Genomic DNA, 16,343 nt, shown 5'->3' with positions numbered 1-16,343 from the left:
ATTAATTTTCAGACGTTTTTTTATGCTTTTAATTGGGTGATCTCAATTGGCGAATAATCTCATTAGCGTAAAAAAAACGTTAGCATTTACAGTATTAATCTTTTTTTGAGATGTCGTCAATAACATGATCGTTATTAAGGTTAATAAATTAGAAATGATTTCATTAAATCTAAATTTCTAAAAATTACTCTTCTTTCACCTCTACAATTTCATACATGTCCTTGCCATCTACTTGAATGGGTTGATAATAGGTGTCTCCAAACTGAACAAAAGTAACATCCCCAATTTTCACTTCTTCACCACCTTCTGGTAATCCAGGTACAATGGTTCCAGCGGTTGCAGGTACTACTATATAGCCCTCAGAGTTTGCCTCATAAAAGGCCCCGCCGTAATAATAATTGTCAGTTTTATTCACTTTAACTTGCTGGGCTTCTTTTGGTATTTCAGGAACTTGAGCGCCAATTGGTGCTTGAACCGCTTCGAAACCTTTTTCTGTTTTTAAATAATAAGTGCCATTTTCATAATGATACTCGTCGTTATTGGTGTCATTATCATTTACAATACTTACTATAATAGCAGTTGTAGCTAAAGAAGTTACGAAGTAACCCCAAGGATGCCAAACTGGCCCCCAATAGAATGGTCTGTAAGGGTGGTAGTAATATGGCCTGTGGCAATAGTAGCCACGGCCGCCATATCGGTAGGGTGGTCTACTGTATCGTACATGACTGGAGCGTACACGTGTGTTTCTTACATTGTTGTGACGGCTATTGTTTATATTAACATTTACGTTGTTATTGCCAACATGTGTTTTATTACGAGCTTTATTAACGTTTTTGTTAGCAGCCTTATTATTGGTAGTACGTTTTACATTAGATGTTTTTCTATTTGTAGTACGATTAGGTGTGGTTTTTTTATTAGATATTTTACTTTTTGAATGCCCATTAAAACTACGATTGGTTGTAGTTCTGCTACCACCGTTAATACTTCGTTTGGGCGTTGTAGCTCGATTTGTTGTAGCGGCGCGATTATTGGATCTGTTATGTGTTGTGGTTGGTCTAGAAACATTGCGGCTAGCACCACCTCTAGAAGCTCCGTGTCCCATGCGTTGTGCAAGTAAATCTGAAGGAAAAACCAAAGCTATAAAAACAAATAATATGCCTAATTTATGTTTTATGTTTAATGAAAATGATGTCATGATAAATAAATTTAAAGATTAAAAGAAACTACTTTTTTAAAATGCTAATTAGTCTTGAGTTTGGTGGCGCAAGAAAATTAAATTTAGCATCTGGAATATTAGGGTTTAAACTCCAATTGTTAAAAGTGGCCTCATACTGCATATTTGATTTATCCTTATATATAATAACAAAATGCTTTGGGAGCACATCATTTTGGCTAGATATCCAAATTTGAACGTTTAGTTTTTTATTATTCGCCATGATATGATAACACGTTTCTTTGTCTATTGTTTTTTTACCTAGAAACTTAATACTGTCAAAACCTTCAATTAAATCATCAGTAAATGCAGGGTAGAAAAAATCGGCTGCTGGAAATTGAAAATTGTAACTGGCGTGCATTTCATCAATCATTGACATAGTCGTTTTTGGAGCTTCCAGGGTAACGTAATTATTTTCATTATAATTAAAATAAGTCATGTTAGTACCATCATACCAGAAACCGATATCGTCATCTGTGCCATTTAATCTTATATGTAGCTTGTCCGGACCAGAGAAAGTAATGTTACTTTCATGATAATCTTTAATTATGTTGAGGTCTGCGTCTGTTTTGTCGTTAGAACTGCTTAAATGAAAATTAACGGATTCTAAATCACCTATAACAGCACTCATTTTGTCTAAAATGAATATTGCTGTTGAATCAATATCTTTGGATTCCTGAGCAAACCCAATGGTTGTTGAAAGGAATAGGGCAAGCGTAAATAAATGGTTTTTCATAATTTTTGAAGGATTTTTAAGTATAAGAGCGATATTAATAAATTGAATTAAAGTGAAATATGTAGTCTTTTTTTAGATTTAAATAAATTATTTATAACAGCAAATTATTTCCACTTCTTGTAAATATAATAAAAACCTCTTTAATTTAATGTTATTAATTCCAGAGGTTTAGAGGTGTTATAAAGGATAGAGCGCGGTTCTATTTAAAATTTTGAGAATTGAATACGGTCACCAACAGCCAATTGCCAAGAATTAATTAAACCTGAGTTAATTTCAAGAACATATTGAGCTGGTGCGTTTGATGGTAATGAAGATTCATCAAAAGGTTTCGCATGCTCTTGAAAGCTAACAATTTTTTTATCCGAATTAAAAAAAATTAAATCTAAGGAGATTTTAGTGTTTTTCATATAGAAATAGCGTTTCTGTTCATCGTCGAAAACAAAAAGCATGCCTTGTGAGTCAAGCATACTGTCTCTATACATTAATCCAGTTTGGATATCGAAATCGGTATCGGCAATTTCAATATCTAGGGTGATTTTGGAGCTATCTGAAGCTTTAATAATTGTGAGCGAACCTTCTTTAGTAAACGAAACTTCAGTTTGTTTAATGCTTTTCTTGTTGTCTTTACAGCCTGTAAAAGCGCCTAAAGACAGCAGAATGTATAAAAACAGGTGTCGTTTTAAAAGCATATTATCTAATAGGCGATTTCGCTTTATAGCCAAACATGAAATACAATCCTATAAGAACAAAAGGGATGCTTAACCATTGTCCTGTATTTAGTCCAAACCAGTTGATGTATTCTTCACCTTGAGGCTCTTTGGTAAACTCAATAAAGAAACGGATGGTCCATAGTAGCACTAAAAACATACCGAATAAAAATCCAGGTTGGTCTTTTTTAGTAGTTTTCGAATAGAAATACCATAGGATTAAAAAGACAAATACATAGCAAAACGATTCGTAAAGTTGCGATGGATGCCTGTAAGGAACGGCATCTAATAAGTTTTGAAATTGCGGATTCGAAGCTACAGCATCATATGCTTTTTGCACGTCGTTAATTCCGGTAAGTTGCATGACTTCTCTTTTGTAGTACTGGTCTTGAATAAAACGCACACCAAAATTTGAATCGGTTATTTTTCCAATAATTTCAGAATTTATAAAGTTTCCAATACGTATAAAAATGGCACCTGAAGCTACAGGAATAACCACGCGGTCTAAAATCCAAAGTAGTGATTTGTAGTTGTATTTTTTTCGGTATAAGTACATGCCAACAATAATTCCAATGGCTGCACCATGACTTGCTAAACCTTGAAAACCTGTAAATTCAAAACCACCTTTAAATTTGAAAGGTAGAAAGATACTGAAGAAATCTTCGGTAATTAATTCCGATTGGTAAAACAAAACATGTCCTAGTCGAGCACCAATCATGGTTGCCAATACTGTATATATAAAAAGAGGGTCTAAATAAGTTAAAGATACTTTCTCTTTAGTAAAAATACGTTTCATAATATACCAGCCAAGAACAAAGGCAGTCACCCACATAAGGCTGTAAAAATGAATTTTGAAATTTCCAACAATGTCAATTCCAGTTGTAGGATTCCAATCGAATTTTAATGCATGCATAGAATTTGAGCTTGTATTTTATTTTAAAAGTTCCAAAATGTCAACTTCAAAAATGAGGTTTGATTTACCCGGGATACCTTTTGTGCCGCTATCACCATAAGCTAAATGATATGGAATAAACAAGGTGGCTTTATCACCAACATGAAGCTGTTGTAGGCCTTCCTTAAATCCAGGGATCATGTGGGCATTAGGTTTTAGTTCTGCAGTAATCGGGTGATATTTGTTGGCAAATTTACGTTTTTTGTTAACAGTACCGAGGGCTTCGGCAACTTCAATTTTACTAGTTTCTATTAATTTACCATTTAAAAAGAAAACCGAATAATCGACTAAGGCTTTAGCATTTTTTGGAAGTTTTTTTCCTGTGCCTTTTTCAGAAATATAAAATTGCAAACCTGAATCTAGAGTAGTTGCTTTCGCTTGTTGCGCTTCAAACTTATCGTGAGTTGCCTTAAGTGTTGCGGCGGCCTTATCAATTTTCTCTTGAGCCTTACGTTCTTCTTCAGCAAAGTGTTTCTGAAAAACTTTTGGCGCATTAAACGATTTTGCTGCTTTACCTTTTCTAATAATGGTAACATGTTTTAAAACAACTTCTTTTAATGGTCTGTGTTTCGCGTTGGTTTTTACATTCGAAATAGAATCTAATACATCTAATCCAATAATAACTTCACCAAAAACAGTATGGACATGATCTAAATGAGGTTTTGCTGTATCAGTAAAGAAAAACTGACTCCCATTTGTGTTTTCGCCAGGATTGGCCATAGACAAAATACCAGCTTTATCATGTTTTAAATCGGGATGAAATTCGTCCATGAATTTGTAACCTGGATTACCTTTTCCTGTGCCTGTTGGATCTCCACCCTGAATTATAAAATCGTTCATAACACGATGAAAAATAGTGCCGTCAAAATACTTTTTGCCTTTGTAAGGTTTCTTAACGAGTGTGTTCGTGCCTTCAGCTAAAGAAATGAAATTTGCAACGGTTACCGGTGCTTTTTCCATTTCTAATTTAGCAATCATGGTGCCTTTGGATGTTTCTAGTTTTGCATAAATTCCATCCTTTAATTCTGGATAACTAGCTTCGCAGGAGGTTAGTTGAAAGCAAAGTACTAATAGTATAACTTTAATGGTGTTTTTTGCTAAATTCATTCGTTGTCGGTAATTGAGTTTACAGTTACTTCACAAACTAATGGCATGTTGCTTCCAATTTTATTTTCATCGCCATAATAGCCGTAAGCTTTTTGAGACGGAAAGAAGAAGGTTACTGTTTCTCCTGTTTTCATAAGCTTTAAACCTTCACGAAGACCGGTGAATAATTCTTCTTTATCCATGGTGTAATTTTGAGTTTTTAATTCTTCCGAAGAATAAATTAATTTACCATGTAGAGTTTTTACGTTATAATCATAATTTACTAAATCACCAAAATCAGGTGTTCCTATAGAATCAACTTCAATTTTTGTGTTGTAATAATACCAAAATCCACTTTCTGAAGCTAAATAGTCTGGTGATTGCTGCTCTATTAAGGTTTCAATAGAGGCATGCTCTCTAGCATTTAATTTTTTGTTTCGTGCTACCGAAGCATCTATAAAGGAACCGGATTTAACTGAAATAGGTTTACGTGGTTCAGGCATCTTACAGCCAAAAGTGATGATAGCTAAGGCGATTAATAGTAGTTTATGCATGATTCAAATCTTGGTTATAACTAGGCAATATACTAATAAATTTCTCAACGGTTTTAATAAGTGAGACTTCACTTCGTCCTCCTGCTGCATTGGTATGGCCGCCACCATTAAAATGTGCACGAGACAATTCGTTCACTGAAAAATCACCTTTAGAACGTAGTGATATTTTTATAATGCCTTCCTGCCTATCTTCAATAAATATAGCCGCTAGCACAATGCCATCTAAGGATAAAGCATAATTAACAATGCCTTCGGTGTCACCCTTTTTGTAATTGTAACGGTTAAGCTCATCTTGAGATAAAGTGATGTATGCTGCACGAGATTCTGGAATAATTTTCAAATTCGTTAAAGCACAACCTAATAATTGTAAGCGTTCAAAACTATTGGTGTCATATACATTGTTGTGAATGCTAGAATTATCTGCGCCTTTTTCAATCAAGTTGGCTATTATTCGATGTGTTGTGCTGGTGGTGCAACTAAACCTGAAAGAGCCTGTATCGGTCATAATACCTAGGTATAAACAGGCTGCTATATTGGCATCTATGAGACTTTGATCTCCTAAAAAATCTATAAAATGATAAACCATTTCGCAGGTCGAACTCATGCGTACATCGCTATACATGTACGTCGCATAATTGTCTGGTGCTTGGTGGTGATCAATCATGATTTTCATAGCACGGCTTTCTGCTAAAACAGATTCCATATTTCCTGTTCTGTGGAAGGCGTTAAAATCTAGGGTAAAAATAATGTCGGCATCATTTATCAAGGCATTGCATGACGTGGTTTGTGCATCATGAATAAGAATGCTGTCATTTCCAGGTACCCATTTTAAAAAAGTAGGGTAGTCGTTAGGTACAATAACTTGAGCTTGATGATTATTTTTTAAAAGGTAATGGTAAAGCCCTAATGTAGATCCAATGGCGTCGCCGTCAGGGTTTTTATGTGGTACAATTACTATTTTTTTTGGTGATGATAATAATTGTTTAATGTTTGAAATATCTTGTTTATTCATAGAGGGGCGAAGATACAATTTTTTAAAACTGGATTAGTTGGTTTTTTGTATAAATAGGTTACTTTTGCAGCCCGAACCAGTGATGGTTTATTACTTTGTTTTCAGGAAATTATCAGTTTATGAAGGCGGGTTTATTAGAAAATTAACTAAACATTATATATTAAGAATGGCAACAAATAGAACATTTACAATGCTTAAGCCAGATGCGGTTGAAAAAGGACACATTGGGGCGATACTAGAAAAAATTTCAGCTTCAGGTTTTAAAATCGTAGCTTTAAAATTAACGCAAATGACTAAAGCTGATGCTGAAGCATTTTACGCGATCCATAGCGAACGTCCGTTTTTCGGAGAATTGGTTGAGTTTATGACTCGTGGTGCCATTGTTGCAGCGATCTTAGAAAAAGAAAATGCGGTTGAAGATTTTAGGACTTTAATAGGAGCAACAAATCCTGCTGAAGCTGCTGAAGGAACGATTAGAAAATTATATGCCGATTCTATAGGAGAAAATGCAGTTCACGGAAGTGATAGTGATGAAAATGCTGCTATTGAAGCTGCTTTTCATTTTTCAGGAAGAGAGCAGTTTTAGTGTAAAACGAAACTTATTAATTTTAAAAATCCGTAGCATGTTTGTTGCGGATTTTTTTTTGTGTTGTGATTTTTCGGGGATTCTTATTGTTCTAAATGTAGGGCACAAAAAAAACCTATCAAAAAATGATAGGTTCTTATTTGTAATTGTTTAAAATAGTATATCGTTAGACTACTTTTACGTTTACGGCGTTTAATCCTTTTCTTCCTTCTTGAAGATCGAATTCTACAACATCACCTTCACGAATTTCATCGATAAGTCCTGAAATGTGTACGAAATGTTCTTTGTTGTTGTCTTCTTCAACGATGAAACCAAATCCTTTAGAATCGTTGAAAAATTTTACGGTACCTTTACTCATTGTATTTGTATTATAAAAATTTAAGTTCCAAAGATAATGTAATTTATCGTACTAAGTCATTTTTTGTGAAAATTTTTAATTTTAATTGTTTTTGTTAATTATCTTAAAATCAATTTTTTAATTATTTCCTTGCCTAATTCTTCATTTAGCATACTAATTATTTTTTGTTTGCCGTAACCTAATTCTTCTCGTAAAACACTAGAGTTTAATTGCACATATAAGGTCTCGCGTTCCAGGTTTACCGAAGTTGTATAGTTGTTTACACCGTTCCCCATAAGCTTGGCCCAGGCGTCGGCAACATTAACTTTGTCCAAACCTTTTTCTAATCTGTTGGTTTCTACAAATTCTTTTAAAGCGTCTTGTATGCTTATATGTTCGTTATTGCGTTTTGCCATGATTATAATTTAAAAATTTCATAAGATTGATGTACTTGCTTAACGGCTTTTTCGGTGCGATCGGCGTGGGTGTCGCTAATAAATAACTGACCAAAATTTTCATCGTCTACTAATTTAATGATTTGCGAGACGCGTTGTTCGTCTAGTTTATCAAAAATATCATCCAATAATAAGATCGGGTTTACACCACTTTGTGCCTTTAAAAAGTCGAATTGTGCCAACTTTAAAGCGATTAAAAATGATTTTTGCTGCCCTTGGCTTCCAAATTTCTTAATGGGGTGCGCTTCTATGTCAAAGTTTAAATCGTCTTTATGGATTCCAACACTTGTGTATTGTAGCGCTTTGTCTTTATTAATAGCATTTTTTAAGAGACTACTTAAGTCCTGTTCGGCCAATTGACTGCTATACACTAAATCCACCAATTCATTGCCATTACTAATAGCCTCGTAACGTGATTTAAAAATAGGAATGAAATCCTTTAAAAAGGCATCTCTTTTTTCGAAAATTACGGTTCCATAATTATTAAGTTGCTCATTATAAACCTCTAAAGTGTCGCGATTAAAAGTGTGGTTTAATGCAAAATATTTTAACAAAGCATTACGTTGTGCGAGTGTCTTATTGTAGCTAATTAATTGATTAAGATAGTTTTTGTCACTTTGTGAGATCACACTATCAATAAATTTGCGTCTGGTATCACTGCCTTCAACAATTAAATCTCTGTCGGCTGGAGAAATAATAACCAGTGGTAAAAATCCAATGTGTTCGCTAAACTTATCGTAAATCTTTCCGTTGCGTTTAATTACTTTTTTTTGCCCGCGTTTTAAACTGATGGCTATTTTTTCAGTTTTTTCTTCCTTTTCATAGTCGCCGTTGATCACAAAAAACGCTTCATCGTGTTTTATGTTTTGTGACGCTATGGGATTAAAATAGCTTTTTCCGAAGGATAAATGGTAAATGGCATCCAGTATATTCGTCTTTCCTATACCATTATTTCCAACAATACAGTTAATCTTATCGTTGAAAACGAATGATTTGCTGTCAAAATTTTTATAATTAAGGAGAGAAAGTGCTTTTAAAATCATATAAATGGCAGCTTAACGAAGCTTTTGGAGCTTAACCGATAAAAAGAAGTGCAAATTATTGAAAAATATCAAATAAATACCCTTTTAGTTATGAAGAAAAATTATATTTTTGCGCGACAATAAATTAGACTGAATTCATGGCAACATATAATAAGAGAGGTTATAAACCAAAAACGACGGAAGAGAAGCAAGTTAATGTAGAGGAAGAATCAACTACAGCTGAGGTATTTAATGCCCTAGATGAATCGGCTTCTAAAACGGAAGACTTTGTTGCTAAAAACCAAAAGTACATCTTTATTATTATTGGTATAGTTGCTCTTGTTGTTTTAGGATCTTTAGGGTATAAAGAATTTATTTCTTCTCCTAAGCAAGCATCGGCAATGAATGATATGTTCCAAGCTCAAAAATATTTTGACCAAGCTGTAACAGGTGTAAAGAAAGATTCTTTATACAATTTAGCTTTAAACGGTGGTGAAGGTAAATTTGGTATGTTAGATATTATTGAAGAATATAGTGGTACACCTTCAGCTAATTTAGCTAACTATTACGCTGGTACGGCTTACTTAAGATTAAAAGATTACAAAAATGCTGTTGAGTATTTAGGTAATTTTGATAGTGAAGATGAAATATTAGCGCCTTTAGCAAAAGGTAATATTGGTGATGCTTTTGTTCAATTGAATCAAAAAGAAGATGCTTTAGGATATTATGTGGAAGCTGCCGAAATGCGTGATAACGAATACACAACACCAATGTACCTATTTAAAGCGGGAACAATTGCTTTAGATTTAGGTCAATCGGATAAAGCCTTAAGCTACTTCAAAAGAATTAAAGAAGATTATTCGAATTCTTCAGAAGCTGCTCAAGTAGAAGTATTTATTGGAAGAGCAGAAGTGTTGGCAAATAAATAAATTGCTATTATATGGCTACGGCAAATAAAAATTTATCAGAATACGATAAAGCAACAATCCCAAACGCGAGTAAATTTCGGTTTGGGATTGTTGTTTCAGAATGGAACGATACCATAACAGAAGGCCTTTATAAAGGGGCTTTCGATGCTTTAATTGACAATGGTGTATTGCCTAATAATATTGTGCGTTGGGGTGTGCCTGGAAGCTTTGAGCTTATTTACGGATGCAAGAAAATGCAAGAACAAATGGTAAATGCGGTTATCGCTATTGGAAGTGTCATTCAAGGTGAAACAAAGCATTTCGATTTTGTTTGTGAAGGCGTTACTCAGGGTATTAAAGACTTAAACGTTTTAAATGAAACACCTGTGATATTTTGTGTGCTAACTGATAATAACATGCAACAGTCTATTGAACGTTCTGGGGGTATTCATGGTAACAAAGGAACCGAAGCGGCTATTGCAGCGATTAAAATGGCTGTTTTACGTCAGGATAGCTAAGGCATTCATTTTTTTATGTCTCTCTAGAATTTAGGTCGAATTAACGTGTCTTAAGGGCTAGTTATTGTTAACAATTTTTAGCATTCCAGTTCTTATTATCTGTCTATTTTTAAGTACTTTTGAAGGATAACGGTACTCGATTTTGTTTAAACAGCGTAAACATAAAACTTTCAATTATCAACCTCGATTTTCTAAGGAGAATCAAGCCGGTTCTAGACTAGAAGAAAATCAGAATACGCCCGATTTTGTCTCAAAATGGCGAAAAACTAGTGGTTCTAAACCTAAAATGCGTGGTGCAATGTCCACGAAAATATTAGTTTTAATCTTGGTATTATTATTGATTTGTATGTATTTACTAGATAAAAAATACCTCTAACCTAAAAACTAAAACTCATGGGAATTTTAAAGTCACGTAAAAACAAAAAATTTAGCTACACGCCGCGTTATTATGATGATAAAGGTGAGGGGAGTCCGTTTGAAATAAAACACAAATTTGATGAATACCGTAAAACAGTTGGCGATAATAAAGGCTTAAAAGGGAAATTTGTTGACGCTTTAGATGATTTGAAAAACAATCAGGATAAAGGCGTAAACAAACGTCTTTTCATTATAATTGCCGTGCTGCTTTTGGTATTTTTATTTATAATCGAATTCGATTTATCTATTTTCTTTTCAAAATAATTTATGGCAGACATTATACAGCTTTTACCCGATCATGTTGCAAACCAAATCGCAGCAGGAGAAGTTGTACAACGCCCAGCTTCTGTAGTCAAGGAACTTCTTGAAAACGCTATTGATGCTGGTGCAGATATGATAAAACTTATAGTAAAAGATGCCGGAAAAACCCTTGTTCAAGTAATCGACAATGGTAAAGGCATGAGTAGTACCGATGCGCGACTTAGTTTTGAGCGCCATGCGACTTCAAAAATTAAAAATGCTGAAGATTTATTTCAACTGCATACCAAAGGATTCCGAGGTGAGGCTTTAGCAAGTATCGCTGCTATCGCGCATGTTGAATTAAAAACTAAACAAGACGCAGACGATGTTGGAAATGCACTTGTTATGGAAGGTAGCCATGTCGTTTCGCAAGAAATTGTTGTAACGCCAACAGGGACTTCAGTTTCTGTAAAAAATCTTTTTTTTAATATTCCCGCAAGACGTAATTTTTTAAAATCAGACACTGTTGAGCTACGTCACATTATTGATGAGTTTCATCGTGTGGCCTTAGCGCATCCAGGTATTAGTTTTGCTTTATATAATAACGGTAGTGAATCTTTTAATTTGCCGATTAGCAATTACCGCCAGCGTATTGTAAATATCTTCGGAAATAAAACGAATGAAAAATTAGTACCCGTTGATGAAGATACCGAAGTGCTTAAAATTTCTGGTTTTGTTGGTAAGCCTGAGTTTGCTAAAAAAACAAGAGGCGAGCAGTTCTTTTTCGTGAACAATCGTTTTATTAAAAGCGCTTACCTTAATCATGCTATAGCTTCTGCCTTTGATGGTTTGTTAAAAAACGGCATGCATGCCAGGTATTTTCTGAATTTAACAGTAGATCCACAAACCATTGATATCAATATTCATCCTACAAAAACTGAAATTAAGTTTGACGATGAGCATACGCTCTATGCTATTTTAAGGGCAGCAGTAAAACACAGTTTAGGGCAATTTAATATCGCACCTGTTCTTGATTTTGAACGTGATCCTAATTTAGATACACCATATAATTACAAGGAAAACCCGGTAACTACGCCAAAGGTTGAAGTAGATAGAACTTTTAATCCTTTTAATGAAGCGCCCGTCACTAAAAGTGAAGGTCGTAGCAGTTCAGGTACTTCTTTTAGACAAGCAGCAACGAAACAGACCCCTTCAGATTGGGAGAGTTTATACGTTGGTTTAGAGTCTAAAGGTAATGAGAGTCAGCACGACTTTGCGGAAGTTGAGTTTGAAAGTGAAGAGGAAACCTTATCTATTTTTGAAGGTGATCATCAAGTTGAACAATCGCATACCACCTATCAATTACATAATAAATATATCGTAAGTACGATTAAATCGGGCATGTTAATTATCGATCAATATAGAGCGCATCAACGTGTATTGTATGAGGAATTTTTAAGAAACATGACCACAAGAGAAGGGGTGAGCCAGCAGTTATTATTCCCATTACAATTGCATTTTTCACCGCAAGACATCGCTATTGTGAATCAATTAAAATCTGATTTAGAACATACCGGTTTTGTGTTTTCTAACGTTCAAGAAGAATTGGTTGAAATAACAGGAGTTCCTGTTGGTGTTCCAGAAAGTGAGGTGTCTATTATCCTCGAACAACTTATTAGTGATGTAGAGAATGAGGTTCCTGATAGTAATTTTAGTGCTACCGATTTATTAGCTAAATCGATGGCCAAAAGTTTAGCTATAAAAACGGGACAGTCTTTAAAGAAAGACGAACAAGAGCATTTAGTGAATAAATTATTTGCTTGTAAAGATCCTAATGTCTCACCAGCCAATCGCGTTACCTTTGTAACGATGAGCGTGGATGAACTAGATAAAAAGTTTATATAATATTATAGTAAAAAATAGGTTGTAATTTTGAAGTGCGTATTTATAACCAACACAACGTTTACTATAGAAGATTTTAAGTTATGATGAGAATTTCAGAAACCGTAAAACACCTGATAATCATTAATGTGATTATGTTTGTTGGTACGATGTTTATTGGGGGCGGTAATCTTTTTTATGAATGGTTCGCCATGTATTTCCCTAAAAATGATGCCTTTCAACCTTGGCAAATTATCACGCATATGTTTATGCATGGCGGTGTAACCCATATTCTATTCAATATGTTTGCTTTATGGATGTTTGGAACTCCAGTAGAGCAGGTTTTAGGCTCCAAGAAGTTCTTATTCATTTATATTTCAGCTGGTTTAGGGGCTGTGTTATTACAAGTAGGATTCTATTACTTTCAATACATTCCTAATTATAATGCCTTGTTAGAATCGGGGTTATCTGCTGAAAGTATAAAACAATCTCTAGTTTCCGGACAAGTTAATTCTGGAGTAACTAATGCGCAATTAGAACTTTTAAAAACTATTTTTCCAGCTTACAATGCCAGTATGGTTGGAGCCTCAGGTTGTATAATGGGGATTATGGCCGCTTTTGGGATGATGAATCCAGAGGCTAAATTGATGATGATTTTCTTACCTATTCCTATTAAAGCAAAATATTTTATTCCAGGAATTATACTTTTAGATTTATTCTCCGGTTTAACAGGACAATCATTCTTTAGTCCAAGTAATACAGCTTATATGGCACACGTTGGTGGTGCTTTAACTGGTTTTTTTATTATGTGGTATTGGAAAAAAAATCAGTTTAACCAAAACCGTTGGTATTAATGAATACTTTGGTCGACGACATAAAAAAGAAACTTTCTAACCTTAATGTGTTAGAAAAAATAATTGCCATTAATGTGGTGGTTTTTATTTTGTCTTTTCTTTTGAAACCGATTATTTCATGGTTTGAATTACCGAGTAGTTTCAATGAATTTATTCTTAATCCATGGACGATCATTACTTATGCTTTTCTGCATTATGATGTCATGCATATTTTATTCAATATGCTTTGGTTGTATTTCTTAGGCCAAATGTTTTTGAATTTATTTAGCACGAAAATGGCCCTCAATATTTACTTTTTAGGCGCTATTTCTGGAGGTTTATTATTTGTTTTAAGTTACACCCTGCTGCCAGGCGTATTTCAAGGGAATACAAGGTTGCTAGGGGCTTCTGCAGCTGTACGTGCGTTACTTATCTTTCTTTGTGCTTATACGCCCAACCAAGAGATGCGCTTTTTTACCTTTAATATTAAACTTTGGTATATTGGTGCCTTTATTGTTGTCTTGGATGTTTTAGGGCTATTTGGTACGAATGCTGGTGGTAACTTAGCCCATATTGGTGGTGCATTACTGGGGTTTGTTTATGCCAAACAACTTTTAAAGGGGAAAGATATAGGAAAAGGTTTCGAGGGGTTAGCCCATACCGTTTCAGGTTGGTTTAAATCTTCTAAAAAAGGCCCTTTAAAAACGGTTCATAAAAATAAAAGTAAAGTTGGCGGTTACGCCAAATCAGATTTTAATGCTTTTAATAACCAGAAGAAAATTGATGTTATTTTAGATAAGATTAGTAAAAGTGGTTATGAGAGCTTGACCGCTGAAGAAAAGGAATTTTTATTTAGGGCGGGCAAATAATCAGATGAAAAACTTAAGCTTTATTAATAAAATCATTTACATCATTAATTTGATTTTTGCTGTATTGCTGCTTTTTTCATTTATTTTACCTTATTTACCACCGCGTACATTTGCCATTTTAGCCGTGGTTAACTTGGGGGTTACCTTTTTAATTGGCTTAAATTTTTTATTCGTTTTATATTGGCTTATTAGATTGAAAAGACAATGTTTGTTGTCCATAACGATATTACTTATTGGTTATTTTCTTTATGGTTCATTATATCGATTTACATCAGTAAAAGCGGTCTCACATCCTGAAAACATTAAGGTGATGAACTATAATGTACGCCTTTTTGATTTGTACGACTGGATTCCCGAAGATAATACTCAAGATAAAATTGTTGAATTTATAAAAAAGGAATCGCCAGATATTATTTGTATTGAAGAGTTTCATCCAAGAGAACAATTAGATTTTTCCTTTTATAAATACCGATACCAAAAAATAGCAGGTAAAAAAGTAAAGCACGGTCAAGCTATTTTCTCTAAATTTCCAATTATTAGTTCTGGTTCTTTAGGTTTTGAAAACACCTCCAATAATGCTATTTTTGCCGATATTGTTAAAGGTGTAGATACTTTTAGAGTTTATAATGTACATTTAGAATCTTTGCATATTAACACACAAGTGGAGAGCTTGAGAAAGGAAACTTCCGAAAGGTTATTTAAAAGAATTGAAACGAGCTTTATTATGCAACAAACGCAGTCTGAACTCTTTTTAAAACACAAGAAAAACTGCAAGCATAAAGTGATTGTTTGTGGCGATTTTAACAATACAGCCTTTTCTTATGTCTATAGAAAAATTAAGGGGGATCTAAACGATACTTTTGATGAAGCCGGAAATGGTTTCGGACGTAGTTACGATTTTAAGTTTTTCCCCGTTCGAATTGATTTTATTCTTGCCGACAAAGCCTTCAATGTAAATGGCTTTAAAAACTACGATGAGCATTATTCTGATCATTATCCGATTATGGCCACGTTAAGCCTGGAATAATGGTATAAATATGCCTTAGGTAATACCTCACATAAAAGAACAATCTACGACATCTGCAAGAATGTGTATAACTAAGCCAAGACCAATGAGGCGTGTTTTCTTCGGAAATAATAAAAGCACATAAATGCCGATTGCATAATATGTGTGTAACGGATGAAAATTTATACTACAGCGGTTTGGTGAAAAAATAGGTGTAGCTAATAAATGATCCAAATCGATAAGCATACCAGCTATCATGATTAAATAAGCGGTTTTCCATTGGGGTTTAAACCAAACGAGTGCAACACCTAAAGGAATTAAGAAATGGCAGCCGTAGTGTGCTATGGGTTGAATCATTATGGCCTGATTAGGGTTTGCGATTCTAAATAACTTAAAGCGTTGGGGCCTTCATTAAAAAGTAAATCTAAGATGCTTAGGTTGGGTATATAACCATGTTTATCACCAAAAACTTGGGTGTAAGGTTCAAATTTTTGATTAATTTCCTTTTTTGCATGCACTAAAAACCGGCAGTCCGAATGCGTTTCTTCAACCGTTTTATAGGTTTCTGTTTTTGAAGTATTTAATTCTAGTTGCAAGCAATCTAAAATAACCTCCGTACATTTTAAATTATGATCTAAAATGAACTCGGATTTCTCAGTAAACAAAGGCTGAAGTTCATCTTCATAATATTCAAAAAAAGGGGAGGTGCGGTATGCTGATAATAGTGATTTCCAATGTAGGCTTTGCCAGTTTTCAGCATTAAAAATTTTTACATCTTTATATTTCTGACGGTTTTTTTGAGAATGTACTACTGGTATATTCAGCGTTAACTTGCCATTAGCACCGTAGATATAACAGCGGTTTCTATAAGTTTGCTTTATAAAATTATCGTCGGTTTCAAAAACAACAGATTCGGCTTTCGCCATGGCAACACATTGGGCAATACTCGGGAAATATGTAGGGTGAATTAAAACAGACATAAATAAAAAAGATAACGGTACCGAAAAGTCT

20 protein-coding genes are annotated in these 16,343 nt (G+C 34.2%); 8 read left to right on the top strand and 12 right to left on the bottom strand.

What is annotated here, in order from left to right:
* Positions 1 to 184: 184 nt before the first annotated feature.
* From KO493_RS01765 to KO493_RS01735, 7 genes are all read right to left on the bottom strand, one after another.
* Entirely contained in the window at positions 185 to 1,195 is a 1,011-nt protein-coding gene (locus KO493_RS01765; protein WP_216066229.1) for a DUF6515 family protein, read from the bottom strand.
* A 28-nt stretch (positions 1,196 to 1,223) separates the two neighbouring features.
* The gene (locus tag KO493_RS01760) at positions 1,224 to 1,949 is read right to left on the bottom strand and encodes a DUF2092 domain-containing protein (RefSeq protein WP_216066228.1); all 726 of its coding nucleotides are present in this window, start codon (positions 1,947 to 1,949) and stop codon (positions 1,224 to 1,226) included.
* Between the two features lie 203 nt (positions 1,950 to 2,152).
* A complete protein-coding gene (locus tag KO493_RS01755) occupies positions 2,153 to 2,638 on the bottom strand; it encodes a DUF192 domain-containing protein (protein WP_216066227.1) in 486 nt (161 codons plus the stop codon).
* A 1-nt stretch (position 2,639) separates the two neighbouring features.
* The gene (gene lgt, locus KO493_RS01750; RefSeq protein WP_216066226.1) at positions 2,640 to 3,569 is read right to left on the bottom strand and encodes a prolipoprotein diacylglyceryl transferase; all 930 of its coding nucleotides are present in this window, start codon (positions 3,567 to 3,569) and stop codon (positions 2,640 to 2,642) included.
* An 18-nt stretch (positions 3,570 to 3,587) separates the two neighbouring features.
* Positions 3,588 to 4,715: a peptidylprolyl isomerase gene (locus KO493_RS01745; protein WP_216066225.1), complete on the bottom strand. Its 1,128-nt coding sequence runs from the start codon at positions 4,713 to 4,715 to the stop codon at positions 3,588 to 3,590.
* On the bottom strand, positions 4,712 to 5,248 hold the full coding sequence (gldI, locus tag KO493_RS01740) for a gliding motility-associated peptidyl-prolyl isomerase GldI (protein ID WP_216066224.1): 537 nt from the start codon (positions 5,246 to 5,248) through the stop codon (positions 4,712 to 4,714). The genes KO493_RS01745 and gldI overlap by 4 nt, the downstream gene beginning before the upstream one ends.
* Positions 5,241 to 6,260 (bottom strand): DHH family phosphoesterase, encoded by a 1,020-nt coding sequence (locus KO493_RS01735; RefSeq protein WP_216066223.1) that lies wholly within the window; start codon positions 6,258 to 6,260, stop codon positions 5,241 to 5,243. The genes gldI and KO493_RS01735 overlap by 8 nt, the downstream gene beginning before the upstream one ends.
* 166 nt (positions 6,261 to 6,426) lie before the next feature.
* On the opposite strand from KO493_RS01735, the gene KO493_RS01730 reads away from it, so the two are divergent.
* Complete coding sequence (locus KO493_RS01730; RefSeq protein ID WP_216066222.1) at positions 6,427 to 6,846, top strand: nucleoside-diphosphate kinase; 420 nt, start codon at positions 6,427 to 6,429, stop codon at positions 6,844 to 6,846.
* 166 nt (positions 6,847 to 7,012) lie between these two features.
* Here KO493_RS01730 and KO493_RS01725 read toward each other — a convergent pair whose 3' ends face one another.
* The 3 genes from KO493_RS01725 to recF form a co-directional block, all read right to left on the bottom strand.
* A complete protein-coding gene (locus tag KO493_RS01725; protein ID WP_067150460.1) occupies positions 7,013 to 7,204 on the bottom strand; it encodes a cold-shock protein in 192 nt (63 codons plus the stop codon).
* Between the two features lie 98 nt (positions 7,205 to 7,302).
* On the bottom strand, positions 7,303 to 7,599 hold the full coding sequence (locus KO493_RS01720; protein ID WP_216066221.1) for a DUF721 domain-containing protein: 297 nt from the start codon (positions 7,597 to 7,599) through the stop codon (positions 7,303 to 7,305).
* A gap of 2 nt (positions 7,600 to 7,601) precedes the next feature.
* Positions 7,602 to 8,681, bottom strand: a complete 1,080-nt coding sequence (recF, locus tag KO493_RS01715) for a DNA replication/repair protein RecF (protein ID WP_216066220.1) — start codon at positions 8,679 to 8,681, stop codon at positions 7,602 to 7,604.
* Between the two features lie 137 nt (positions 8,682 to 8,818).
* Between recF and KO493_RS01710 the strand changes: the two genes are divergently transcribed.
* The 7 genes from KO493_RS01710 to KO493_RS01680 all read left to right on the top strand — a co-directional run bounded on the left by KO493_RS01710 (position 8,819) and on the right by KO493_RS01680 (position 15,353).
* Entirely contained in the window at positions 8,819 to 9,589 is a 771-nt protein-coding gene (locus tag KO493_RS01710; RefSeq protein WP_216066219.1) for a tetratricopeptide repeat protein, read from the top strand.
* 11 nt (positions 9,590 to 9,600) lie between these two features.
* Positions 9,601 to 10,086: a 6,7-dimethyl-8-ribityllumazine synthase gene (ribH, locus tag KO493_RS01705; protein ID WP_216066218.1), complete on the top strand. Its 486-nt coding sequence runs from the start codon at positions 9,601 to 9,603 to the stop codon at positions 10,084 to 10,086.
* A gap of 393 nt (positions 10,087 to 10,479) precedes the next feature.
* Positions 10,480 to 10,767: a riboflavin synthase subunit beta gene (locus tag KO493_RS01700; protein ID WP_216066217.1), complete on the top strand. Its 288-nt coding sequence runs from the start codon at positions 10,480 to 10,482 to the stop codon at positions 10,765 to 10,767.
* Between the two features lie 3 nt (positions 10,768 to 10,770).
* The gene (gene mutL, locus KO493_RS01695; RefSeq protein WP_216066216.1) at positions 10,771 to 12,648 is read left to right on the top strand and encodes a DNA mismatch repair endonuclease MutL; all 1,878 of its coding nucleotides are present in this window, start codon (positions 10,771 to 10,773) and stop codon (positions 12,646 to 12,648) included.
* Between the two features lie 80 nt (positions 12,649 to 12,728).
* A complete protein-coding gene (locus KO493_RS01690; RefSeq protein ID WP_216066215.1) occupies positions 12,729 to 13,478 on the top strand; it encodes a rhomboid family intramembrane serine protease in 750 nt (249 codons plus the stop codon).
* Positions 13,478 to 14,326 carry a rhomboid family protein gene (locus KO493_RS01685; RefSeq protein WP_216066214.1) on the top strand — a complete coding sequence of 283 codons (849 nt, stop codon included), beginning with the start codon at positions 13,478 to 13,480 and terminating at the stop codon, positions 14,324 to 14,326. The genes KO493_RS01690 and KO493_RS01685 overlap by 1 nt, the downstream gene beginning before the upstream one ends.
* A 4-nt stretch (positions 14,327 to 14,330) precedes the next feature.
* Positions 14,331 to 15,353 (top strand): endonuclease/exonuclease/phosphatase family protein, encoded by a 1,023-nt coding sequence (locus tag KO493_RS01680; protein ID WP_216066213.1) that lies wholly within the window; start codon positions 14,331 to 14,333, stop codon positions 15,351 to 15,353.
* 27 nt (positions 15,354 to 15,380) lie between these two features.
* Here KO493_RS01680 and KO493_RS01675 read toward each other — a convergent pair whose 3' ends face one another.
* Together KO493_RS01675 and KO493_RS01670 are read right to left on the bottom strand one after the other, a co-directional pair.
* On the bottom strand, positions 15,381 to 15,689 hold the full coding sequence (locus KO493_RS01675; protein ID WP_216066212.1) for a DUF6122 family protein: 309 nt from the start codon (positions 15,687 to 15,689) through the stop codon (positions 15,381 to 15,383).
* Positions 15,689 to 16,312: a WbqC family protein gene (locus KO493_RS01670; RefSeq protein ID WP_216066211.1), complete on the bottom strand. Its 624-nt coding sequence runs from the start codon at positions 16,310 to 16,312 to the stop codon at positions 15,689 to 15,691. Before KO493_RS01670 ends, KO493_RS01675 begins: the two co-directional genes overlap by 1 nt.
* Positions 16,313 to 16,343 lie beyond the last annotated feature (31 nt).

It is taken from the genome of Pseudotamlana agarivorans (genome assembly GCF_018860245.1).
In the GTDB taxonomy this organism is placed as follows: Bacteria; Bacteroidota; Bacteroidia; order Flavobacteriales; family Flavobacteriaceae; genus Pseudotamlana; species Pseudotamlana agarivorans_A.
This window is presented reverse-complemented; position numbering and strand designations above follow the sequence as displayed.

What these genes read in the sequence shown, in the direction of transcription:
- KO493_RS01765 (WP_216066229.1), bottom strand. Translation starts at nt 1,195, where the DNA reads ATGACATCATTTTCATTAAACATAAAACATAAATTAGGCATATTATTT.
- KO493_RS01760 (WP_216066228.1), bottom strand. Translation starts at nt 1,949, where the DNA reads ATGAAAAACCATTTATTTACGCTTGCCCTATTCCTTTCAACAACCATT.
- KO493_RS01755 (WP_216066227.1), bottom strand. Translation starts at nt 2,638, where the DNA reads ATGCTTTTAAAACGACACCTGTTTTTATACATTCTGCTGTCTTTAGGC.
- lgt (WP_216066226.1), bottom strand. Translation starts at nt 3,569, where the DNA reads ATGCATGCATTAAAATTCGATTGGAATCCTACAACTGGAATTGACATT.
- KO493_RS01745 (WP_216066225.1), bottom strand. Translation starts at nt 4,715, where the DNA reads ATGAATTTAGCAAAAAACACCATTAAAGTTATACTATTAGTACTTTGC.
- gldI (WP_216066224.1), bottom strand. Translation starts at nt 5,248, where the DNA reads ATGCATAAACTACTATTAATCGCCTTAGCTATCATCACTTTTGGCTGT.
- KO493_RS01735 (WP_216066223.1), bottom strand. Translation starts at nt 6,260, where the DNA reads ATGAATAAACAAGATATTTCAAACATTAAACAATTATTATCATCACCA.
- KO493_RS01730 (WP_216066222.1), top strand. Translation starts at nt 6,427, where the DNA reads ATGGCAACAAATAGAACATTTACAATGCTTAAGCCAGATGCGGTTGAA.
- KO493_RS01725 (WP_067150460.1), bottom strand. Translation starts at nt 7,204, where the DNA reads ATGAGTAAAGGTACCGTAAAATTTTTCAACGATTCTAAAGGATTTGGT.
- KO493_RS01720 (WP_216066221.1), bottom strand. Translation starts at nt 7,599, where the DNA reads ATGGCAAAACGCAATAACGAACATATAAGCATACAAGACGCTTTAAAA.
- recF (WP_216066220.1), bottom strand. Translation starts at nt 8,681, where the DNA reads ATGATTTTAAAAGCACTTTCTCTCCTTAATTATAAAAATTTTGACAGC.
- KO493_RS01710 (WP_216066219.1), top strand. Translation starts at nt 8,819, where the DNA reads ATGGCAACATATAATAAGAGAGGTTATAAACCAAAAACGACGGAAGAG.
- ribH (WP_216066218.1), top strand. Translation starts at nt 9,601, where the DNA reads ATGGCTACGGCAAATAAAAATTTATCAGAATACGATAAAGCAACAATC.
- KO493_RS01700 (WP_216066217.1), top strand. Translation starts at nt 10,480, where the DNA reads ATGGGAATTTTAAAGTCACGTAAAAACAAAAAATTTAGCTACACGCCG.
- mutL (WP_216066216.1), top strand. Translation starts at nt 10,771, where the DNA reads ATGGCAGACATTATACAGCTTTTACCCGATCATGTTGCAAACCAAATC.
- KO493_RS01690 (WP_216066215.1), top strand. Translation starts at nt 12,729, where the DNA reads ATGATGAGAATTTCAGAAACCGTAAAACACCTGATAATCATTAATGTG.
- KO493_RS01685 (WP_216066214.1), top strand. Translation starts at nt 13,478, where the DNA reads ATGAATACTTTGGTCGACGACATAAAAAAGAAACTTTCTAACCTTAAT.
- KO493_RS01680 (WP_216066213.1), top strand. Translation starts at nt 14,331, where the DNA reads ATGAAAAACTTAAGCTTTATTAATAAAATCATTTACATCATTAATTTG.
- KO493_RS01675 (WP_216066212.1), bottom strand. Translation starts at nt 15,689, where the DNA reads ATGATTCAACCCATAGCACACTACGGCTGCCATTTCTTAATTCCTTTA.
- KO493_RS01670 (WP_216066211.1), bottom strand. Translation starts at nt 16,312, where the DNA reads ATGTCTGTTTTAATTCACCCTACATATTTCCCGAGTATTGCCCAATGT.